The organism is Pseudomonas sp. dw_358, assembly GCF_018449655.1.
In the GTDB taxonomy this organism is placed as follows: Bacteria; Pseudomonadota; Gammaproteobacteria; order Pseudomonadales; family Pseudomonadaceae; genus Aquipseudomonas.
Genome location: NZ_JAAVUX010000006.1, coordinates 278,875 through 300,327 on the forward strand (window position 1 = coordinate 278,875; position 21,453 = coordinate 300,327).

The window sequence follows — 21,453 nt, forward strand, 5'->3', positions numbered from 1 at the left end:
TCCTGGGCGCATTGGCAGCTGAGGGACTACAACTCGATACTCATGCCATCGAAGGCGACTTCGACATTGCGGCGGGCCAGTTCGGCGCGCTCGACGGAGTCTTCATCGAGAATCGGGTTGGTGTTGTTGATGTGGATAAGCACCTTGCGCTGCTCGGGCAGCTTCTCCAGCACTTCCAGCATACCGCCAGGGCCGTGCTGGGCCAGGTGACCCATCTCACGACCGGTGCGGGTGCCGACGCCACGGCGCTGCATTTCATCGTCATGCCACAGCGTGCCATCCACCAGCAGCACGTCGGCGTTAGCCATGCGTTGTAGCAGGGCGTCGTCCACCTGACCCAGGCCGGGGGCGTAGAACAGCGTACCGCCGGTGCGCAGGTCTTCGACGATCAGGCCGATGTTGTCCCCGGGGTGCGGATCGAAGCGGTGCGGCGAATAGGGCGGCGCGGCACTGCGCAGCGGCAACGGGGTAAAGCGCAGGTTGGGGCAGGCCGGGATGACAAAGCTGCCCTCAAGCTCGATGCGGTTCCACGCCAGGCCACCGTTCCAGTGGGTCAGCATGGTGAACAGCGGAAAGCCGCTGGTCAGGTCTTGATGAACCATGTCAGTGCACCACACCTGATGCGGACAGCCTTCGCGCAGCATCAGCAGGCCCGTGGTGTGGTCGATCTGGCTGTCGAGCAAGACGATGGCCTGGATGCCGGTGTCGCGCAGGGCACGGCCCGGTTGCATGGGGGCGAAGCCTTGCAACTGCGCGCGGATATCCGGCGAGGCGTTGCACAGCACCCAGTTCACGCCGTCATCGGAAAGGGCGATGGAGGACTGGCTGCGGGCGTGGGCACGCAGGCTGCCATCACGAAAGCCCGCGCAGTTGGCGCAGTTGCAGTTCCACTGAGGGAAGCCGCCACCGGCGGCGGAACCGAGAATCTGGACGTGCATGACGATCCTGTTGAGTGTGCCAAAACGATGTGACGCTGGAATAAAAACGCCCCGGCGAACCGAGGCGTTGCGAAGCCATTACAAATCAGCGGCTTGCGAAGTACATGGTGACTTCAAAGCCGATGCGCAGGTCGGTGTAAGCAGGTTTGGTCCACATAGGAATTTCCTCGCGAGTGAGAGACAGTTTGACTACTACACATTTAGTCCACCTCCCGAAGGAGATGTTCAGATGTTCAGGGGGTCATGTTACTAAATTTATATGTACCAAATGGTTAAATCTGTATGAAAGGCCTTTGCAGGATCTGTAACGATCAGGGCGCATCGGCCACCTGCCAGCGGTGATCAGCCTCACGGGTGTTGGCCAGCAGACGCCGCGGGGTGTCGACACCGCCCAGGGCGCGGCTGGCTGCCAGGAGCGCTGCCTGATCAACGGCCACCAAGGCCTGGCGCAGAAGCAGCAAATAATCGCTGCCATGGCCAGCCAGCCGGGCCTGCCAGAGCCATTCGCCGGCCTTGGCGGGGTCAAGGTGCTGCGGGGTGAAGCGCGCGGCCAGATCCTCGGCCTGGGCGCGCAGGTCCTCGGCGGCCAGGCCGGCGATGAGCGCGGGCAAATCCCGGATAAAGGTTTCCATGTGCGCCAGCAAGGCGGGCACCGGCGTGGCCGGCGATTGCACGCCGAAGAGCAATCCGCCTCTTCCGGCGAACTGCCGCCAGTCACTGAACACCGCATAGCCCAGTTGTAGCTCGACCCGCAGGCGTTGGTAGAAGGGTGCCTGAGCCACCTGGGCCAGCAGCCGCCACGCGGCCTCGTCGGCCAGGGTCGTGCCCACTACCGGGCAGAACAGCAGGACCGCGTGTTCGCTCGACGGCGTAGCCAGACTGTGCCACTGCCAGCCCGACAACCGCGCCGGTGGCGTGCTCAAGTGCGGCACAGGGGTACCGGGCACGCTGTGCAGGACCTCGTTGAACGCCTCGCGCTCGGCAGCTTGCAGGCCCAAGGCCAGACCGTCCCAGCGGGCTCGGGCCCAACACTGTTGCAGGGCCGCAGGGCCGACGTTTTCTTCATCGACCCTGACCGCTGCATCACCCAAGGTGACTTCGGGCAGGCGCGCAAGCAGCTCGCGGATAGGGATCTGCGCCGCGGCAGCGGGCGGGGAATGCGACCAGCAGGCGGAATCCGGCTGGCGCAGTGTCGCCAGCGCCTGGCCGAGCACAGGGGCAATGGCCGTGGCGACACCGACACAGTTTAAAAACCAGTCCGCGCCGAGGCGGGAAAAAACCAGCTTGACCCCCGCTTGTTCGGCCTCGCTGACGATTTTCTGCAGTGCGCCTTCCAGGGTTTGCCATAGCTGTGGATGTTGGCGTGCGTTCACGCGCCAACGCAGCCGGACCCAGGCTTGCGGATGGCTATCGGTCGAGCCGGCTTCATAGGTGATGGCAGGGCTGTCCGGGATGTCGTGCAGTGGGCGGCGACTCGCCCGCAGGAAGCGGTTGCGCAGGGGCAGCCGCCAGCTGGGGGCTGCGATCACCACGTCGGGGGCTTGCCCGGCATGAATCAATTGCTCGCGGCGCATCTGGCCCAGCAACGCCCGCAAGGCGACGGTGAAATCCGCCGGGGCCGATGGGTCGATGAAGTGCCGAGCCAGCTCCAGTGCGCTGCCCACCAGCAGGCGACGCTCCTGCAGGAGCTTGAACTCTTCACGCAGGCCTTCCCAGTCATCGTGGGCCTGGAATGACTCCAGCCAGTCCAGACAGTAGGCGGCCACGGCGGCGCGGTGGGATCGGCCCTTGTCGCTCAGGCGCACTTCCAGATCAACCAGCGCCTGGCCGGCATGGCGGTAAAGGGCCTTGAGCTGCAGCGATTGCGCCCAGCCCAGCCGCCGTAGTTCGCTGAGCAGGCCGCCGGTGTGGGTGCTGGTTATCCATGTGGCCAGAAAGTGTGTGGCTGGCAGGTCGCCGTCGGGCAGCTGCTCACAGGCGAAGACCAGGTTGAGGCGCGATTCGTCGGGGGGCGGATCACCGGGCGCTGGCGCGGTGAGAAGCGGCGGCGGGGCACTCTGGGCGCAGCCAAGGCCAGGTCGCAGCAAGCCGCTGGCCTGTTGCGCCAGGGCGCGCAGTTCCGACAAGGGCTGGGGGCCGACCAGGCAGAGGGTCATTTGCGCAGTCTGGTAGTGGTGCTGGTAGAAGTCCAGCAGGGCTTGCTGAAACGCCCGGCGAGGCACCGGCAGACTGTAGCGGTTGCCGGCGTGAAAGGCGCGCAGAGGATGGGCCGGGTTCAGCGGTGCGGTCAGCCATTGTTCATGACGCGCCTGCGGGTCACGGCTCCAGGCAATGAACTCGGCATGAATCACTTCGCGCTCGCGCCGTTGCTCGGCGGCGCCTAGTCGCGGCTGGCCGAGCATCTCGCAGAGCCGCTCCAACCCGCCGGCAAACGACGGGGTGGGCAGCTCGAAGAAGAAGTCGGTGGTGCGCTCCCGGGTCGTGGCGTTGAGCTGGCCGCCGCGCCGCTGCACAAAAGGCATCAGCGCCTGATCGCCGTTGAAGCGCTCAGTGCCGAGGAAGAACAGGTGTTCGAGAAAGTGCGCGAGGCCCGGCCACGCCGACGGGACGTCGTGACTCCCGGCACTGACCCGCAGCCAGGCAGCGGCTTGCTTGAGGTGGGGATGGTGGTGCAGCTGCACCCGCAGGCCATGGGCCAAGGCTTCTGTTTGTTGCACGGGGTGCATCGGGGGTTACCACCGCGTGGGGATCGTCTGGGTGGTTAGCGTAGCACCGCTATCGCCGCAGAAGCATGAGCCCGTGATCAGTGTGAGGCTGATCGCGGGCTCCCGCGGCGGGGGGGCCGATGGATCAGAATGCGTTCTTGTTAACGAAGCCTTTGAACAGGGTCATGATGATGATCTTGATGTCCATCCAAACCGACCAGTGCTCGATGTACTCAAGGTCGAACTCGATGCGTTTCTGCATCTTGTCCAGCGTGTCGGTCTCGCCGCGCCAGCCGTTGACCTGGGCCCAGCCGGTGATCCCTGGCTTGACCTTGTGGCGCAGCATGTAGCCGTTCACCTGGGTGCGGTATTGCTCGTTGTGGGCCACGGCGTGGGGGCGCGGGCCGACGATCGACATATCGCCCTTGAGCACGTTGAAGAACTGCGGCAGCTCGTCCAGCGAGGTCTTGCGCAGGACTGCGCCCAGCGGGGTGATGCGCGAGTCGTTGCGGCTGGCCTGGGTCACGGTGGCGCCGTTTTCCTGCACGCTCATGCTGCGGAATTTCCACACCATGATCGGCCGGCCATCCAGGCCGTAGCGGGTCTGGCGAAACAGCACCGGGCCCTTGGACGTCATCTTGATGGCAACGGCGATCACCAGCAGCGGGATGGCGATGATCGCGAGGATCATGCTCGACACCACGATGTCCTCCAGGCGCTTGATCAGCGCGCTGGAGCCGTCCATCGGGCTGTCCACCAGGCTGATGCTGGTCAGGCCGTTGATGGTTTCGGCGCGCGCGTGCAGCAGGTCGAACATGAACACGTCAGGGATCAGGTACACCGACACCGTGGTGTCGCTCAGGCCGCGGACCAGTTCCAGAATCGCCGGCTCATGGGTCATCGACAGGGTGATGTAGACCTTGTCCAGACGCCCTGCGCGAGCATCCACCACCAGGCGCGCCAGGCCGCCGATGACCGGTACCCGCGAGTCCAGATCGGAGAGGTCCATTTGCTGTGGGTGATCGTCGTAGAAACCCATCAGGTGCAGGCCCATCCACGGCGCGGCGGAGATCGACTGAGCCAGACGCTCGCCCACCTGGCCGGTGCCGACGATGGCCACGTTGCGGGTGTTGTAGCCACGGCGGCGCATCACTTGCAGCACGCTGCGGAACACCACGCGATAGAGGCACAGCACCACCAGCACGGAGACGAACCAGGTGAGTTTCTCCTGGTTGGGCGGGGTGTTGGGGTGCAGCAGCAGGTAGTCCACCAGCATCACGCAGACGAAGGTCACGGCCCAGTAGTTGAACACCCGCATCAGTTCGCGCTGGACGCGCTCGCCACGCCAGGAGTGGTACATCTTGTTGTATTCGGCCAGCCAGTGAAAGATCACCACGGCCAACACGACCATGGTCGCCGTGTCGCTGCCTTCGGTGCCGCCCAGCCAGTTGGCCCACCAGCTGCACAGGACGATGACCGCCATGTCCAGCAAGCGGTGGGCAACGGCAAGCACGGAATGGTGGGCGTTCAAAATACCCTTGGGTTTGGTTGACATGGCATCTCCCTGTTGGCCTGAGGCCCAGCGAAAGTGTGAAGTTGCAAGATTCCGAATACGTTGTATGTCGCGCGCTGAGTGACGCTAAGACCGCTGAGCGGCGCGAATGATCCGTAAAGTGTGGCAGAAAGCTATTAAATATTTCCCGGTGTTTCTATGCCAGCGCTGAATCACGATGGCAACGCTACAGACGTTATCGCCTGACGAACGCCACGCTTGAGCAGCACCTCAAGAAAGAATTGTTGGTAACTGTCAACCATCCGTTCCACGTCCAGCAGCGGCGCCACACTGGCACGCGCCTGGCTGGCCAAGCTTTGGCGCAGGGCTGGCTCATCCACCAGCCGCTGCATCGCCCGCCCCAGCGAATCGGCATCGTCAGGCTCGCACAGCAAACCGTTCTCCCCTTCGTGGATAATCTCCGGCAGCCCACCGCGCTGGCTCGCGATCACTGGGACCGATTGCGCGCACGCGTGCACCGCGCCCACCACCTGGGGCTCATCCCAAACCGACGGCACCACCGCCACATCGATATGGGCGTAAAAGCTTTCCGCGCTCTGCTGGCCTGCGAAATGAATGTTCGGGTTATCCCTGGCCTGCCGGCGCAGTTCGCGCTCGTAGTGCGCCTGACCGCGGCCGGCGATGTGCAGCGTCGCCGCCAGAGGCAGGCGCTGGAATTGGTCAATCAGCCAGCCGACTCCCTTGGGTTCCGACAAGGTGCCCAGGTAGCCAAAGCGCAGCGGCTCGCCGTCGGTCAGACGCCCTTGGGGCAGACGCACGACGTTGTCCTCGCCGTGGGCGCCCGTGCTGTAGATCACCCGGCTCAGGGCGCCTTTGAAGAAGCCATCATCGCGCAGGCGTTCCAGCAGAAAACGGTTCATCCCGATCACCCCGTCCACTTGCGCCGACCGCTCGGCATGCCCGTCGCGCAGATGCCGGCACAGGCTGCATTGACGCCTGCAACGCTGCTGATTCTTGAACAGGCTGGCACTGCTGCAGAGCAGGTACATGTCGTGCAAGACCTGGACCGTTGGCAGCCCCAGGCGGGCGACGGCGTCCCATACGGCCACCGACCAGCCGGCCAGGTTGTGGCAAATCACCAGCTCGGTCTGTTCGATCTCGGCCACCTGCGCGACGAATGAACCCATGCCGGCGTTGTAGCGGTCACGCAGGTTCCAGCCCAGGCGGGCCAGGGCTGTAGGGCGTTGCTGGCTGAAATGCCAGTAACTGTTGAGCAGCCCGGCGCGATAGACCTTGATCCCTTTGACCCGATCCAGATGCAGGCCGCTGGTCGGACCGGTGGCCAGCACGCAAACCCGGTGACCCCGGTGCTGCAGGCGCTCGATCACCAGCTGCAGGGCGAGATCGGCCGCACCGCCGTTGTGCGGGGGGTAGAGGCTGTTGATGAACAGCAGGTTCATGGTGCAAGCCCTCCGGCGGTGGTGGCGGGCGTCAGTAGCGGGCGTGGACTGGCATGGGCGACAACGCGCTGCGGGGAAGAATCACCCGTTGTTCGCGCTGCAACAGGTTGAGCAGGATGACCGCTCGCTCTTCGCCGTCATCGCACAGGAAAATGGCCTGGACGTCGCTGTCACCGGTGCGTGCCATGATCCTTTCTCCGTGGGTGAACTGGGCCCGCTTTGGCGTGGAACAGGCCATGCGCTGGCGGATCTGCTCGATCAGCGCGTCCTGCACGGGGCAGGGCTGCCCGCCGAACGCCACCACTCGAGACACCCCGCGGGTGGAGCGGATCGGGTACCAGCTGTGTTCCTCGTCCATGCGGATGAACACGTAACCCGGAAACAGTTCTTCCTCTCGGCGACTCTTGCGCGCCTCGCTTGTCGGGCTGTGCAACGGTCGGAAACATTCGAAGTTCTGACGGGTCAGGTGCTCCTGCGCACGGGCTTCCTGGCGCGGCTTGGTCTGGATCAAGTACCAGTTGGCGTTGCTGGAAAAAGAACTCATGGGCGTGCCTCGACGTGAGTAGTTGAAAACAACAGCACGGCGTTGTCGGGCCGCCGCTCGATGCCTTGGCAGGCGCGCGAGCGGTGTCCCGGTTGAAGCGCAAAACCAATCTGCATCAATGCAAGGGTGGTGTTCATGGCCGTCATCCTTAAGCCTGCCTGAATCTGTTACAGCGTGGGTTCGTAGCCGTAGGCGCCGGCGACGCTTGCCGTCCGTTTGACTGGCGCGTGCAACTCTCCGTTGAACACCGCCCCGCGGACCGGGGCGCCCTGATGAGCCAGGCGCTGGCGCCAAGCGTCCAGGTCGCTCACCGAATATTTGCCTTCGCGGGCCACGAGCAGCACCGTTCCTACCTGGCGGGCCAACAAAGCGGCATCCGGGCCGGAGGTCAGGGGAGGCGCGTCGAAGATGATCACGTCGTAGCGCCCCTCCCACTCTTCGAGCAGCCCTTCGATGGACGCCGCGCTGAGCAGCTTGGCAGACGCCGAGGTGGCGCGGCCTCTGCCGACGAAGTCGAGACCGGTGATGCTGGTGCGGTTGATCAGATCATCGCGATTGCCCTGGGCGGCGAGAATATCGGCAAGGCCCACAGCCGGGCGCAGGTTGAAGTCTTCATGCAGCCGACCGCGCCGCAGGTTGGCGTCCACCAGCAACACGCGCTGGCCACCCTGAGCCAGTATGACCGCCAGATTGCTGCAAATGAATGACGTACCGGCGTCGGAGCTCGGGCTGCACAGCAACAGCGCCTTGTTCGGTGCTGCCAGCATGCTCAGGTAGAGGCTGGTGCGCAGGCTGCGCAAGGCCTCCATGCTGAGGTCTTCCCGGGCGACCTGGCTAAGCAGCGGGCCTCGTGAACCGAGGCGTTTCTGCCGCGGCGACCAAGGCAGCGACGCCAGCACCGGCAACCCGGTACCGTCGATGGAGTCCGGGCCGCGGGTGCTTTCGTGAAGCACCTGACGCACCACCATCAGACCCAGGGCCGCGAACAGCCCGAGCAACGCACAGACGCCGACGATCCAGTCGACCCGGGGGCTGGCGGGGGCGTCGAGGTCGGTGTTGGCGCTGTCGATCACTTTCGCGCCCCCGGCATTCAGCCGGCTGATGGCATCGAGCATGCGGGTGGCGATGTCCGGCCGGGTGTCTTGTAGCTTCAGGTAGATCAGTCCCGAGCCGCGCGGGCCTCTGACCAGGGTCAAGCGGTCGATGAATTCCTGGGCGGAGTCAGCAACGCGATTGCGTTGCATGTACAACAGGGTGCCGGGGCGGGCCACGAGTTGGTTGATCTGGACCGTCACGCCGTTGGCCTGAACCGGTTGCCCCACTTGGCCCGAGAGCAGCAGGACTTTTTGTGGCGCGAACAGGGTGTAATGGCCATCTTCTCCGGCCACCAGTGTCAAGGTTTCACCCAGCAGGCCTACCGGCACTTCGAGGGTCTGCACATCCAGCGTTTCGCCTCCCCAGCCATAGGTGGCCATTCCCAGCAGCGGAGCGGCAACCGGTTCAGCGGGCGTGGGCTTGAAATGCCGGGCGAAGAAGTTGCCGAGCAAGGTCAGGTGGGCCACGGTATGGGTGATTTCCAGGTTGTCCCCAGCCACCAGCTTGCTGATGGCGTCCTGGGACTTCATCAGCGCCATTTGGGCACTGACAGCGCTGTCCAGGCTGGCCTGACTGCCGGTGCTCATCTGGATCAGTGCCGTGGCCTGGTAAACCGGCTGCGCCAGCTGGGTATAGCCCCAGCCGAGGCCAGCGCACACGCCAGTGCTGACCACGATCAGAAATTTGTGCCTGAGCACCAGGCGCACACCGTGGAGGATCTGCGTCAAGCTGGGCACTTTCATGCTTGTACCCTCCGCACGGCGCCGCGCGCGCCCAGATGAGGCAACCAGTCGTCGACGCAACGGGTCAGGCTGTTATAGGTATCGACAAATGCACCTTTGGGCCGGCGGAAGGGGTCCGCCACTTCCATGTCATCGCGGAAGCGGCCGATCAGGCAGACCTTCCCGCGCACTTCCGGTGCCAGCTTCAACACGCTGCGCAGGTGGTTGTGCTCCATCACCAGCACCAGGTCGGCCCAGTGCAACTGCTGCAGGGTGACTTGGCTGGCGCGATGTTCGTAGCTGGCGACGTTGAAGTCGTCGAGCACTTCCTTGGCGGTCGGCTCCATGTCGAACCCCGCGCAGGCTTGCAGTCCCGACGAATCGATCTGCACGCCTTGGGCGGTGCAGCGTTCACGCAGCATGGCCACGGCCATCGGGCTGCGGCAAATATTGCCAACGCAGACAATCAACACACGGCTGAACATATCAGCGCCGACCTCGTGACGCAGGCGCGGACAATGATGATGCGGGCAAGCAATGGGGCAACTGTGACATGGCAACGAATCCTGGTATTGATAAAAACTGCTAGCACTCAAGCGCTGGGTGGCTGTCCTGGCCGAAACCGATTCACATTGTGTTGGGCAAAGCTACCGCTAGGTCCGCCGTGCTGTGGTGTCCATCGGCCGATGGAGCATCGCATCACTGACATTACAGCCCCGCTGTCGTCTGCAGACGGTGCAGCAGCACACGCGAAGATGGCCAACATTCATGCGCCCCGGGGTCTTGTCGAGGGGAGGCAATCCTTTGAAGTTGGCAGATCGCGTTTATAAGTTTTGTCACGAATGTGTATCGCGGGACGCTCAGAAGGCACCACCGCTCCGGCACGTGCAACGGCCGGAAGGAGATATATCGGCTCTCCAGCGTGACCTGTCAAATAATTTCTACAGAATAATTCCAATAATGGCTACTTGATACCATGTTGAGGGTTAACTTGTTGATTGTTATAAGTGTTAGAAACTTGGCGCAGAAATATCGGAGTTTTTTGACGCGGCCTGGGTGATTGTCAACGTGGCGGTTTTCATCGGGGGGCTGAGACGCCGTATTATGGGCATCGGCAAAAAAGTTTCATTAAGTATTAAAATACATTGAACTTTTTTGCCCTGTTAGTCATCGCCAAAAAAATGGCTTTTCACTTGCGCTGATCGTTTATTGACCAGAATCCGGCGCTGTCGCCCAAGGCTTCAGAGGTTGGTGCGCCGATCCGTCAAATAGTCGTTGTGATGACGTGCCGCGCTGGCAACCGATGAATCGAGGGTCGCCGTGACCAGACCTTCGGCCAGTTGCCCTTGGCCTGACACATGGCCAAGCGGGTCAGCTACGCTGCTGTGGCCACAGTAGTGAATCTCTCCTTCGACTCCGCAGTAGTTGGCGTAAGCCACGTAACAGTGATTTTCAAAGGCACGGCTACGCACGGTGACGTCGGCGATGAACTCGAACGGTTGCATGTTGGCGGTGGGCACCACGATCAGCTGCGCTCCGGCCAGCGCCAGCTGACGGGCATTTTCCGCAAACTCCAGGTCGTAGCAGATCAGCACGCCCAGCTTCCAGCCTTGCAGCTCGACAACGGGGCAGTGCTCGGCCCCGGCGCTGAACATTGAGCGATCCAGGGCGCCGAACAAGTGGGTCTTGCGATAATTGAGCAGCGGGCGACCGGTACGATCGACCAGCTGCGCCGAGTTGTACAGTTGGCCATCGGCACCGCGTTCGGGGTAACCGTAGAGGATGGCAATGTCATGCTCGCGCGCCATTTGGGCAATGCGTTGCATCGACGGCCCATCGGCAGGTTCCGCCAAGCGCGACGCGGCTTGCAGTCCGATGTTGTAGCCCGTGAGGAACATCTCCGGGCAAACCAGCAAGTCGGCCTTGGCCGCGCGGGCCTGTTCTTCCAGGCGTTGGAGATTGCCAGCCACGTCCAGCGGGCGCGGCAGGCATTGGTACAGGGCAATGTGCATGGCGAGTCTCCGGGTCAGTCTGACAAGGCGATGGGGCCGATGTCGGCAAAGACGTCGCCTGGGCCCGGATTATCCGCATGAGTGTGACCACCGAAGTGGGTCATGATCCCCCAGACGGCATTGAGCGACGTCTGCACGGCCCCTTCGACCCAGGCGGGCGTCCATGATACATCGTCGCCGGCAATGAACATTCCGCGTTGCGCGGCGGGCATGTCCTGCTGCATGAAATGCGCGTACATCCGCTGGTTGTAGCGGTAATGACCCGGCAGGGCCCCCTTGAAGGCGCCGAGGAAATGCGGATCGGCTTCCCAGGACACGGTGATCGGATCGCCGATGATGTGGCCGGCGATATCCACCTTGGGGTAGATCTTCTTCAAGGCGTCCAACGCCAGCTTTACGCGCTTCTCCACCGGGTGCGGGAGCATTTTCAGGGCATCGCTCATCCACGAATAGGACAGGCAGATCACCCCGGGCTGGTCGTCGCCGTTATCGAACAAGTACGTGCCACGGGTCAGGCGGTCGGTCAGGGTCATGCTCATGACATCGCGGCCGGTCTCGGGATCCTTGTCCTTCCAGAACGGCCGATCGACCATCACGAAAGTCTTCGACGCCTGCATGTAGCGGGTACGGTCCAGCGCCATCCACAGCTTTTGCGAGAACAGTGACTCTTCGCACTCGATCTGAGTGGTCAGCAGCCAGCTCTGGCAGGTGGTCAGCACGGCCGCATAGTGGCGTGTGTCGCCCCAGTTGTCGGTCACCGCCAGACGCCCATCCGCCGCGCGGGCAATGGCCTTGACCCCGGAGCGCGGCGCTCCGTGGTGCAGCGAACTAAGGCTGGTGCCAGCCGGCCAGTGGTCGCAACGCTCTGGCGCATGGCGCCAGATACCCTTGGGCACCTGCTCGACGCCACCCACCACCAGGTGCTGGTGATCGTCACAGTTGGTCATGACCACGCGGAAGATTTCCAGCATCGAATTGGGGAAGTCCGAATCCCAGCCGCCAGTGCCGAAGCCCACTTGGCCAAACACTTCGCGGTGCTGAAAGGTCAAGCTGGCAAAGGCTTTCGAGGTGGCGACGAAATCGTAGAAGGTGCGGTCATCCCACATGGGCACCAGTGCATTCCAGAGCTCTTTAAGGCGCGGCACATCGCGATCGCGTATGGCCTGCTGAATGTCGCCGAAGCGCGAACCGGCCTCCAGCGCATCAGCCCAGGCATCAGCCACTTCCTGATACAGCTTGGGCAGGTCGGTCAGCTTCTCGGCGTAATGGGTCTCGCCTTCCAGATCGATCACCGTGCTCCCGGAAGCCCCCGTCAACGGGTTGGGAAACGGCCGAGTTTCCAGGCCCAGCTTGTCGACATAATGATAAAAGGCCGTGGACGACACCGGAAAGCGCATCCCGCCCAGTTCGGCGACGATGCCGTCAGTGCCTGCGAACGTCTGCGAGCGCAGGCGACCGCCCATCTTCGAGGCCTCATACAGCACCGGCCTGAGGCCCAGCTTCATTAGCTCATAAGCGGCCACCAGCCCGGCAATCCCGGCCCCGACAATCGCCACCTCCTCACCCCAGCGCGCCTGCGGGATACTGCCCAGCCCGGCCGGGTGCTCGATCCATTGGTCAAAGGCAAAGGGAAAGTCCGGACCGAATACGGTAACAGGCGCTTTGCCGTCGGCGGGGTGGCGGTTGTGGCTGGTCATGGCGGGCCCTTGCTGATCCTGAGAGCTGATGCGCTGGCATCAGTATAGGGAAGTCAGTCTAGGGTGGCTGTTGCCCGTAAATAAGACGCAGAGTGTCGTCTTTATGCTGTATTTCTGGTCACTATGACCCTATTGGTGATCAGACTGGCTCGGCACGGTCTATTTTGCTGCTGAGGATGATTGAGGTGGTGGTCTTTTCGACGCCCTCCACATTGCCGATCTGGTCCAGCAACTGATCCAGCTGCTCCGGCGACTCGCAACGCAACCACGCCACGTAATCGAACTCGCCACTTACCGCGCACAGCTGCTGCACTTGGGCCATGGCGCTCAAGCGACGCACCACCTCCTTGCCCGATCGCGGCTGCACGGTAATGCCAACGTACGCCTGCAACCCGCCATCGACGATCCGTTGGCTCAGCCGCACGCCGTAGCCCGTGATGATCCGAGCCTTCTCCAGCCGCGCCAGGCGGGCCGTGACCGTGGTCCGCGCGATGCCAAGCTGGCGGGCGAGCATGGCCACGCTTTCCCGCGCGTTGAGCTGGAGTGCGCCGATAAGTTGACGGTCGATGGCGTCCAAGGCAGGGGGGCGGGTGTCGGTCATGGTGGGTTCCGGTGGCGGGGGCTGGCGGGGATGATACCGGGAATGGGGCGGGATTTCCGAGCGGGAGGGGGCATGGTTGAACGCGGGTTAGTTGAGGGCTAGTTGGAAGGCACAGAGCTTTATCGTGAGCTCTCTGTATTAACGAGTGGGGCGGGGCAACTAACTGGACACACGCTCATCCTCGATCGGCTCCTGCGCCTTGCGCGTATGACTCATGGAAACAGGGCTTGGCCGCCGTGCTGGCGCTGCCCGGCCTATTGCCGTTGACCCAACTCGACATAGTTGACGTGCTAACTTTGGGCGAGTGTAATTGGACAGTGGAATGGGCCGCTCTGGCTATACGGATCGGCGCCGTCACCTTGTTTTTCGACGCCTGGCCTGTCGCGCGCGTGCTTGATCGCTCGGTCGCCTACTCCCGTAATGGCGCGGTGGTCAGGCTTGCTCTTCAGGTGGGATGAGCCAGGTGGACAGCACCCGCCGATCAAGCTCTTCCCAATCGGCCATGCCCAGTACGCGGACAGTGTTCAGCCCGCGCAGATAGCCGCGCAGTTGGTGGGCGGTGGCGTGCACCAACTCTGCGTTGGCTGACTTATCTGTCAGTACGGTTTCGTACTCGACGAGGTAGTCGGCGACCCGCTCGCGAAAGTCCGGGAGTACTGCGCCGCGAATCAGGTCGAAGGTGCGCATCGGGGCTTCCTTGGTGGTTATTGGGCCTGGGGTGCAGTCTGCACAGGGTCTGTGAAGGGATTCAAGGGGGGGTGATGACCTTTTCAGAGGCGCAAAAAAGCCGCGCAGTGCGCGGCTTTGAAGGTGGTGGGCCCAGTAGGACTCGAACCTACGACCAAGGGATTATGAGTTGCTGGGCGACGTGCTATGCCTAGAGAAATCGTTCGTAGGTGAACGTAGGTTGGCATAGCTGGAGGCCCCGTAATTACTGATGTTGAGCGCAGTTTTGAGAAGGTTGATCAAGCTGAGTACTGTACCGTGGATGTACTGAACCTACATGGAACCACCAGCAGGGTCGTAAATCATGGCTCGGCCGTTTTCAAGAGTCTGGAATTACGTTCACCTTATGCTAAATTTGCACCAAAGTGCCACCATTGCTGTAGATTGTGATTTGGGCCTTGCCCTCGAAGAGCTAGCGCTGCACCTCAGTCAGGTGCTTCAAACAGCTCCTCCGCGCCGGGATCGATGCTGAGGAATACTGACAACAAGGAGAGTGTTTTGCCACTTGATCTAAAACTGTATGTCGATGGTACTGTTGATATTGCATCCTCGTGCTTGACGATACAAAAGGTAAGAGCGGGAAGACGGTCTTTTTTGAAGTCGGAACATGGGGGCAGAAAGCTTTCAAGATACATTGGTGGGAAACTACCATACCACTATCGTGCTCCTGAAAAGATTGGTGAAGACTTCGGCGCCGAGCATGATGCTTTGGAAATGATATGGTCGTTGTTCTCACAGGCCCCAACTACTCCTAAATTCCAAAACAGTCACTGTGGGGAAATATTGTCATCTGTTTATTTGGAGGAGGTTTTAGGGTATAGAAAATTGTATAGTAAACTGACCTTGACATCTTCTCAAAATACAAACGTTCATAAGATGGATGGCTTCTTTGTCAAAACAGACGGCGATGAGTTTGAGTATCTGCTGGTAGAAGCGAAGAGCAGCATACTCCCAACTGTCAAGACTAAGTTTGCAGGGCACCGGCATGGCATACTTAAGCAAATGCTCGAGTCGATAGAAGGGTACAGTAAAGACGATGAGCGATTTGATTTTGCCAAAATTAGAGATAACTTATCCGCGTCCTTTTCAGAAAAAGAAGCACGTCAAATAAAAAGAGATTTGGTTCCGCCAGGCCCTCTAAAATGTTCTTTTCTTGGCATTGCGGTAGTTAATTCATCAACAGTACATAGCGCTGATGATGACTTTATTATTAGCTCTAATATTTCATACCCGTTCGATTTTTCGGCTATCGTTGTTGATGATTTGGCAGTGCTTGCTAGCGAGTCATATCAGTACGGGAAAACTCTTATGGACGCTATAGCAGGAAGCTAATTTATGTTCGATGCAGATGAGCTCAGCCCTTGTATGCAAGCTGAATGGTTCCTTTTAGGGTACTCGGAGCTTCAGCATAAAATATTAGATGACAGATTGGGCAAACCGTACCATGAAAATAAAACCGTCTTGGCAAAAAGAAGCCTTTTGCGATTTAGCCAGGCCGTTCTTGCAAGTGCACCTGCATGGATTGACTCGAAGTCGGGACTAGAGCGCGTTTTGTGTGTGGCCGCCGGTGATATCGAGGCGGGGTTTGGGATTGGCTCCGTAAATGAATCAGATTCTGGCGCCCAACGTAAACATTTTTTAAAGGCCGCCTTGTTATATGACCTTGCTGGGCTGCCGGGCGCATCGGCAAAAGTCGCTAGAGATTCAGCTTTCGATGATCGGGTAGAAGACTTTTTCCTAAGGCGTCGAGGGAGTTTGTGGGGGGCCTTGAAAGATACCTCAACGGACCCGGCTGAGGATAAAATACTTAGCCTAGAGGTAAAAAATTACGATGATGTTAATGGACTGGTTCATAGAGCCATAGCAGAAGCATTTTTTCAGCAGGGTGAGAACCTTCAATCGGGGAACATCAAAGCAGATCAAGTGCACTCCGTGCTTCGCGAACTTAGGGAACAGGCGGGAAGTTATCGGCTGGAGCTCGCTGGTGATGATTTTAATGCTATCTCAAAGGTACTTGATCAAAGGCGTGAATACTCGAGTCTGTCCATTCTAGAAAAATATTCAGGTCTAGATCGCTCGATCATTAATTCTTTAAGTGTTCCTCTTGAGTTTTGGCCCGTTCAAAAGCAAGCTATCGAGGAGGGGCTACTTGCGGGTGATGTAATTAGCTATGGTCTGGCCGCACCGACCGGGACGGGCAAAACTTCGCTAGCTAAGGTTCTAATTGCTTCGGCCCTGAAATCCCACCCGGATAAAAAAATAGTATATATCTCTCCAAGTCGCGCGCTCGTTCATCAGGTCACTAGAGATTTGTCGGAGTCACTAGGACGCATAGGGATAAAAGTTAGGGAGCTGGGAGCCCATTTAACAGTTCATGAGCAATTATCTACGCCTGCTGATTCTGACGCGCACGTCCTAGTTTTCACTCCAGAAAGGGCTGATCTATTGCTACGGGTAGATCAGGAGTTTGTGAGAAATATCGCGCTTGTTTTAGTTGATGAGGCGCACCACATTGAGCAGGGGTCTAGAGGCATCCTGTTGGAGTTTTATCTGTGGCGTATCAGGCAGCTTGTATCTAAAGATGCGAGAATTATTCAGCTCTCTGCAGTAACACCAAATATAGCGGATTTGGTCTCTTGGCTGAGCTTGGGCGGAAAATCTTCGTCGGTAAAAGTGGATTGGAGAACCAACCGACTACGAATAGGAACATTCGATTTTCTTTCCGGTAAGGGAGAAGTAAAATTTGAAGGATTAGGCCCTACCGCTTTAGCTGTCACGAATCATGATGATCGTCTCAGCAGATTGGCTAGCTTAGCCATAACACTTTCCGGTTCGGGAATTGTTCTGATCCTTTGCACGACAGTAAAAATGTGTGAGGATCTGGCAGAGTGTATATATCTAATGAGGCCGGAGACCGAAAATGATAAAGGTCCAGATGAGGCAGACGATCTAGAAAGATTAGACGCTAAAATTGAGCGAGAGCTATATCCTGAATCGTCTCTAAGAAACCATATTAAAAGAAAAGTAGCCTTTCATCATGCTCAACTTCCTCCTAGTGTCCGCGCATCGCTAGAAGATGTCATCTCGATGCGGAAGGTAGATATAGTTTGCGCCACAACAACATTGGCAGAGGGTGTGAATTTTCCTTTCGCAACCGTACTTGTAGAATCCTTGGTTTCAAAGAACTATCAGATAACGCCGCGATCTCTCTGGAATATTGCAGGACGAGCTGGGAGGTTTGGTGTCGACTCAGAAGGTCACTGTATTATATTCGAGCCTGAAAGCTTTGAGCATAAGCTACAAGGATTTACCCTACAAGATTATCTTGGAACGACTTTGGATTCTATACCTCCAGTACAGTCGGCTTTAGGGACGGCTTTGGCTGAGTTAAAGGAGACTATGGAGACTGGAAAGATCCAAGAAGTCGATTTGGAAAGTATCAAGCTTGGCAACATAAAAATAGATGGGAAAAATACTGCTCTTGCTAAGAGGATTCGTGGGTTAGTGAATCTGGTTCGAGTTAGCTATACACACGCAAGTGTTGCCGGACTGGTTAGTTTAAATTCCGACAAGGCTTCTGAAATTTCAACTAGTATGTTTGCATCGAAGCAGATGAGTCAGGAAGTTAAAGAGTTCGCTGACTCCTTCAGCGTGCAGCAGAAAAAAGTAATACAGAAAGCCTTCTCTTCAGATGCTGAATTAATGCACATTGCAGCTCGCATTGGATGGTCGCTGGAAGCTCAGGCTGAACTCCATGAGTGGTTGATGTCACTTGAAGATTGGCGTTTGGAAAAATTTGGTCTAATAGTAGTAGGGGGGCATATTCACAAGTTTGATGCCTTAAGCTATTTGTTGGGGCCTGTGTCAAAATTCATGTCCGAGTTTGAAGGAGATAAATTAGGGGGGGTAACGTCCTTTGTTTCTTGTATATGGGTAGAAGGCCAACCTCTCACATCAATACGGGATCGACAGACAAATAAGAATTTGGGTGAATTGGTTCGTATGATTTATTCAAAAGTTCAATATTTGCTTCCTTGGGCGCTTTATGGTGTGGCTGAACTTTTGTCCTATGAAGCGAAGCGTCGGGGAATTAAAGTACAAGGTGGCGTCAGGGACTTATCTGTACTGGCCGCAGAGGGTGTACCAAATTTTAACGCCTTGCAGTTGGTGATGGGGCTGGGCGTGGAGCGCGTAGACGCAACTAGGATTGCAGCCGCTTACGGCGCGCCCAATTGGGGGAAGCGACGGACAACAGATATAATAGGCTTTTTTAAAGGGTTAGATATGAAAGAACTCTTCAGAATCGTTCGAGGTAACGATAGGCGGCGTATAGATCCAGATATCTATGGCATATGGCTGAAAATCAACGGTAAAACCGGCGATAGTTGATACTTTAGCTGTTGGTTTTATGGCTGGTAAGTTGTCAGCATGCTAGTAACATACATAATCCGACATATTAACGTTTTTTCACTAGGCTGGGCGAGTTTTCGGGGGGATAAAAACTCCATGACAACTCTGTTTATAAGCGAACGTCTGATGCTGGTTCGGTATGGATTTTTCCCCGTCTTGCAGTAAAAGCTTGGGGAGTAGCGTACCCGAGTGTGGATCAACGTCAGCTTGGGACGTTGATGGCTAGTGGCCGGCATCACAGATGCAACGAAGGATGCGTAATCCCTGCTTTTTTCTAATTATCCTAGCTCGTTGTCTTTTGTTTTTACGTTTTTCACATCGAAAAAAAATGCGAATTGCACTATAACTAGCTCATGGAGTCTGCCGCCTGGCCCACCCACTTTTCTGAGCATGGATCATATTTATGACTTTTAAATCATTTGACCCTCTTGAATTTAAAAATACTGCTGTTAACGAGGCGGCGCTTGGAGCACTTAAGAGAGAGATTGAGAACATCCTTAGCTCTTACGTGGGTTGGTATGATCCTTTCTGTGAGCTCATCCAAAATTCACTCGATGCAGTAGAGGCGAGAAGCTCCCTTGAGGCTTCATCCGGCTCTCTTGCATCTTACACACCAAAGATAAATATTATTATTGATTTGGATGAGAATAATCTTACAGTTTCCGATAATGGAATAGGATTGGATAAAGAAAAGTTCGAACAGTTTTTAGCTCCGAATTTTTCTTTCAAATCTGGGAAAACACGGGGGCATAAAGGTGTAGGTGCAACTTACGTGGCATATGGATTCAATTTCATGCGGATTTCAACAAAAGTGCCAGATTTTCAGGCTTCAGGCAGAATTGTGAACGCTCGTAAGTGGATTAAAAATGTTACGGCAGGTGCGAATCCGAAGGTTGAGCCAATATCGACTCCGGATATCGACCCGGAATTTCATACCTTTGACAGAGGCGTCTCAATAAATGTTCGGTTCGACGATGCGACTCATCCAAAAAAACTGAATTGGCTAAAAACTGACACCGCCGAGCAGTGGTATAAAATACTTTTAATAAAAACCGGATTAGGGTCAGTTCAGTCCGATAGCACCGTAATTACTACCGTTGTAGTGAAGTCAAATGGAACAACAACAACTCACGAATCCAAAGGAACTGGTTATTTGTGGCTTCATCACTCGGCAGGTAAGAGCGCCTCGATCCGAGAGGTTGCGGATGAATCGGAAAAAACGTTTGCCAAGTATGGCGCTGGTCGTAAACTAAAAGATAAGTATAGGAACCTCGACTTTATCTATGACACGTGGACGTCTGCTGAGCTTGCCGCGATCCTAAAAGGTAGGCTTGATGAAGAAGAGTTGAATGTGCTAGAAGTTTATACACCTTCTGTTTCGGTAGAGTTTGGTTCTACAACAAAATTATGGCAACAATTTAATGACTCTTTAGGGATCAGGAGTGGGTATAAAGCACTGAACACCGGAATCCAGCTGGCAGCTAATAATATGCCGCAAGGCGAAACCCTGATTGTTCCCCTTAAGCGATATACGGGCCGGCAGAACCAAGTTCACTTTTTGATACATTTTGATAACTATACTCCTGACTTGGGGCGCAAAGGCTTTCACCGAGAGTTGTCCGATTTCGCGAAAAGCGTGGGCCAGAAGTTAATGGAGAATCACCTTTCGAAGTACTACGGATTGATGAAAGCTAACACCGGTGTTTCTCCAGATTTAGTGAGGGGTATGCTGGTTAGTAATTGGAAAAAAGACATGCTCGGGCACGAGGCTGCAAAACCGTTAGAGTTGACAAGTAAGCATTTTTTCTTGCCTGTTGAAAGAGTATCTATAACTTCGGACCCTACTCGAGAGCAGGATGTTATCGCATTGTTTCACCAGTTGATTGCGGGCGGGGTAATCCGGGGGCTGCGTATTATGTCAACGAATGAGCGATTCACCTACGATGGACTGTTTAAGATAGCATTTGATTTGAAAAAAGATCTTTATATCTATGATGACGAGATCAATCCGTTAGGTGTGTCTGAAGAGACGGCTGATGCGCTGCTGGGGGCCGTTACAGATCCAATGATACTGGAGTATAAGTTTAGCCTGGACGGATTGATTGAGGATTTTGAAAGTAATGACAAGAATATAAAAGATATAGATATGTGTATTGCTTGGCAAACTGGCGATCTGTATCTTGAGAAATATGGTATAACTTCATTGCTGATCTCTGATAATGCTTCTCAACGTCAGTATCATGGGGTGACACATGTTCTTCATGATCTCGAGACTGGCGCTAGACATTGTGATTTGATTATTTTGGAAGAGCTAATTAAACATTTGAATGATCCCGTTTCTTCCGAGGTGTACCAGGTTGAGAAGTATGAATGATTTTTTTACGCTCTTCGCCAGTACCTAACGTTATGCGGGCATAAACTTATATTGCGGCTAGATCCGGCGAGATATTTAGCAGTTTTTTGTACTCCGTAGCTATCGAATTAGGTGGGCCGCATTGAGTAAAGGACGCGATATAGTACTGCTAATACTGTAGGTGGAGTGTTGCATCGTGAATATGTACCAATGCTTAATCGGCACTCCTTACCCAGCTAGATTGTTACCAACTGCACGAGCGAGAGGGACAACGCGACGCGATGCAGCCGCAGAATGATACGAACCGCTCCCGATGCAAGCGGTTCTCCTAGTCGGCGTCTCGCAACGGTAAGCTCCAATAGGCACCAATTTGCCGAACTCAGGACGCTCGAACGTCAAACCCAAGGTAGAGTAGTGTAAGGGATCCATGAACCCCACATTCAAGACCCGCATCTGATCCCCGATGCTGTGCTCCCGAATTCTCTCAGGAGCACGCACCCATGATGCGACCCGACGCCAAAGTCGAAAAAGTCTACCTCTACCCCAAGCCAGTAGACTTCCGAAAGTCCATCGACGGGCTGGCTGCCCTGGTCGAGCTGGACATCAAGGTCGCCGTGTTCGACCCCGTGCTGTTTGTTTTCATGAATCGCCACCGTAACCGCGTGAAAATCCTTTAT

General features: G+C 56.9%; 18 protein-coding genes. 5 read left to right on the forward strand and 13 right to left on the reverse strand.

The annotated features are described in order from the left end of the window. Nucleotides 1-26: 26 nt before the first annotated feature. From pqqB to HB675_RS12275, 12 genes are all read right to left on the reverse strand, one after another. A complete protein-coding gene (pqqB, locus tag HB675_RS12220; RefSeq protein ID WP_213878572.1) occupies nt 27-938 on the reverse strand; it encodes a pyrroloquinoline quinone biosynthesis protein PqqB in 912 nt (303 codons plus the stop codon). An 85-nt stretch (nt 939-1,023) separates the two neighbouring features. Continuing rightward, on the reverse strand, nt 1,024-1,095 hold the full coding sequence (gene pqqA / locus HB675_RS12225) for a pyrroloquinoline quinone precursor peptide PqqA (RefSeq protein WP_008365141.1): 72 nt from the start codon (nt 1,093-1,095) through the stop codon (nt 1,024-1,026). A 154-nt stretch (nt 1,096-1,249) separates the two neighbouring features. Next, the gene (gene pqqF, locus HB675_RS12230) at nt 1,250-3,655 is read right to left on the reverse strand and encodes a pyrroloquinoline quinone biosynthesis protein PqqF (protein ID WP_213878573.1); all 2,406 of its coding nucleotides are present in this window, start codon (nt 3,653-3,655) and stop codon (nt 1,250-1,252) included. A 133-nt stretch (nt 3,656-3,788) separates the two neighbouring features. Then, entirely contained in the window at nt 3,789-5,198 is a 1,410-nt protein-coding gene (locus tag HB675_RS12235) for an undecaprenyl-phosphate glucose phosphotransferase (RefSeq protein WP_213878574.1), read from the reverse strand. A gap of 170 nt (nt 5,199-5,368) precedes the next feature. Beyond that, nucleotides 5,369-6,616: a glycosyltransferase family 4 protein gene (locus HB675_RS12240; protein ID WP_213878575.1), complete on the reverse strand. Its 1,248-nt coding sequence runs from the start codon at nt 6,614-6,616 to the stop codon at nt 5,369-5,371. Between the two features lie 31 nt (nt 6,617-6,647). Then, the gene (gene rfaH, locus HB675_RS12245; RefSeq protein WP_213878576.1) at nt 6,648-7,160 is read right to left on the reverse strand and encodes a transcription/translation regulatory transformer protein RfaH; all 513 of its coding nucleotides are present in this window, start codon (nt 7,158-7,160) and stop codon (nt 6,648-6,650) included. Then, nucleotides 7,157-7,297, reverse strand: a complete 141-nt coding sequence (locus HB675_RS12250) for a hypothetical protein (RefSeq protein WP_213878577.1) — start codon at nt 7,295-7,297, stop codon at nt 7,157-7,159. The genes rfaH and HB675_RS12250 overlap by 4 nt, the downstream gene beginning before the upstream one ends. A 30-nt stretch (nt 7,298-7,327) precedes the next feature. Continuing rightward, entirely contained in the window at nt 7,328-8,998 is a 1,671-nt protein-coding gene (locus HB675_RS12255) for a polysaccharide biosynthesis tyrosine autokinase (protein ID WP_213878578.1), read from the reverse strand. Next, nucleotides 8,995-9,462 carry a low molecular weight protein-tyrosine-phosphatase gene (locus HB675_RS12260; RefSeq protein ID WP_213878579.1) on the reverse strand — a complete coding sequence of 156 codons (468 nt, stop codon included), beginning with the start codon at nt 9,460-9,462 and terminating at the stop codon, nt 8,995-8,997. The genes HB675_RS12255 and HB675_RS12260 overlap by 4 nt, the downstream gene beginning before the upstream one ends. 756 nt (nt 9,463-10,218) lie before the next feature. Continuing rightward, a complete protein-coding gene (locus tag HB675_RS12265; RefSeq protein WP_213878580.1) occupies nt 10,219-10,989 on the reverse strand; it encodes a carbon-nitrogen hydrolase family protein in 771 nt (256 codons plus the stop codon). A gap of 14 nt (nt 10,990-11,003) precedes the next feature. Further along, nucleotides 11,004-12,686: an NAD(P)/FAD-dependent oxidoreductase gene (locus tag HB675_RS12270; protein ID WP_213878581.1), complete on the reverse strand. Its 1,683-nt coding sequence runs from the start codon at nt 12,684-12,686 to the stop codon at nt 11,004-11,006. A gap of 139 nt (nt 12,687-12,825) precedes the next feature. After that, nucleotides 12,826-13,287 (reverse strand): Lrp/AsnC family transcriptional regulator, encoded by a 462-nt coding sequence (locus HB675_RS12275; RefSeq protein WP_213878582.1) that lies wholly within the window; start codon nt 13,285-13,287, stop codon nt 12,826-12,828. A 227-nt stretch (nt 13,288-13,514) separates the two neighbouring features. Between HB675_RS12275 and HB675_RS12280 the strand changes: the two genes are divergently transcribed. After that, nucleotides 13,515-13,745 carry a hypothetical protein gene (locus tag HB675_RS12280; protein WP_213878583.1) on the forward strand — a complete coding sequence of 77 codons (231 nt, stop codon included), beginning with the start codon at nt 13,515-13,517 and terminating at the stop codon, nt 13,743-13,745. Here the strand turns inward: HB675_RS12280 and HB675_RS12285 are convergent. Beyond that, nucleotides 13,720-13,974 carry a hypothetical protein gene (locus HB675_RS12285; protein WP_213878584.1) on the reverse strand — a complete coding sequence of 85 codons (255 nt, stop codon included), beginning with the start codon at nt 13,972-13,974 and terminating at the stop codon, nt 13,720-13,722. The two genes, HB675_RS12280 and HB675_RS12285, sit on opposite strands and share 26 nt — an antisense overlap. 537 nt (nt 13,975-14,511) lie before the next feature. Here HB675_RS12285 and HB675_RS12290 point away from each other — a divergent pair. From HB675_RS12290 to tnpB, 4 genes are all read left to right on the forward strand, one after another. Beyond that, nucleotides 14,512-15,345, forward strand: coding sequence for a Hachiman antiphage defense system protein HamA (locus HB675_RS12290; protein WP_213878585.1), 834 nt, complete (start codon nt 14,512-14,514; stop codon nt 15,343-15,345). Nucleotides 15,346-15,348: 3 nt separating this feature from the next. Continuing rightward, nucleotides 15,349-18,402, forward strand: a complete 3,054-nt coding sequence (locus HB675_RS12295) for a DEAD/DEAH box helicase (RefSeq protein ID WP_213878586.1) — start codon at nt 15,349-15,351, stop codon at nt 18,400-18,402. Between the two features lie 424 nt (nt 18,403-18,826). Continuing rightward, the gene (locus tag HB675_RS12300; RefSeq protein ID WP_213878587.1) at nt 18,827-20,797 is read left to right on the forward strand and encodes an ATP-binding protein; all 1,971 of its coding nucleotides are present in this window, start codon (nt 18,827-18,829) and stop codon (nt 20,795-20,797) included. A gap of 482 nt (nt 20,798-21,279) precedes the next feature. After that, nucleotides 21,280-21,453 (forward strand): IS66 family insertion sequence element accessory protein TnpB (tnpB, locus tag HB675_RS12305; protein WP_213878599.1); only part of this gene is annotated, 174 nt, incomplete at its 3' end.

What these genes read in the sequence shown, in the direction of transcription:
- HB675_RS12285 (WP_213878584.1), bottom strand. Translation starts at nt 13,974, where the DNA reads ATGCGCACCTTCGACCTGATTCGCGGCGCAGTACTCCCGGACTTTCGC.
- HB675_RS12250 (WP_213878577.1), bottom strand. Translation starts at nt 7,297, where the DNA reads ATGAACACCACCCTTGCATTGATGCAGATTGGTTTTGCGCTTCAACCG.
- HB675_RS12270 (WP_213878581.1), bottom strand. Translation starts at nt 12,686, where the DNA reads ATGACCAGCCACAACCGCCACCCCGCCGACGGCAAAGCGCCTGTTACC.
- HB675_RS12265 (WP_213878580.1), bottom strand. Translation starts at nt 10,989, where the DNA reads ATGCACATTGCCCTGTACCAATGCCTGCCGCGCCCGCTGGACGTGGCT.
- HB675_RS12235 (WP_213878574.1), bottom strand. Translation starts at nt 5,198, where the DNA reads ATGTCAACCAAACCCAAGGGTATTTTGAACGCCCACCATTCCGTGCTT.
- HB675_RS12260 (WP_213878579.1), bottom strand. Translation starts at nt 9,462, where the DNA reads ATGTTCAGCCGTGTGTTGATTGTCTGCGTTGGCAATATTTGCCGCAGC.
- HB675_RS12295 (WP_213878586.1), top strand. Translation starts at nt 15,349, where the DNA reads ATGTTCGATGCAGATGAGCTCAGCCCTTGTATGCAAGCTGAATGGTTC.
- HB675_RS12240 (WP_213878575.1), bottom strand. Translation starts at nt 6,616, where the DNA reads ATGAACCTGCTGTTCATCAACAGCCTCTACCCCCCGCACAACGGCGGT.
- HB675_RS12275 (WP_213878582.1), bottom strand. Translation starts at nt 13,287, where the DNA reads ATGACCGACACCCGCCCCCCTGCCTTGGACGCCATCGACCGTCAACTT.
- pqqB (WP_213878572.1), bottom strand. Translation starts at nt 938, where the DNA reads ATGCACGTCCAGATTCTCGGTTCCGCCGCCGGTGGCGGCTTCCCTCAG.
- HB675_RS12255 (WP_213878578.1), bottom strand. Translation starts at nt 8,998, where the DNA reads ATGAAAGTGCCCAGCTTGACGCAGATCCTCCACGGTGTGCGCCTGGTG.
- rfaH (WP_213878576.1), bottom strand. Translation starts at nt 7,160, where the DNA reads ATGAGTTCTTTTTCCAGCAACGCCAACTGGTACTTGATCCAGACCAAG.
- HB675_RS12300 (WP_213878587.1), top strand. Translation starts at nt 18,827, where the DNA reads ATGACTTTTAAATCATTTGACCCTCTTGAATTTAAAAATACTGCTGTT.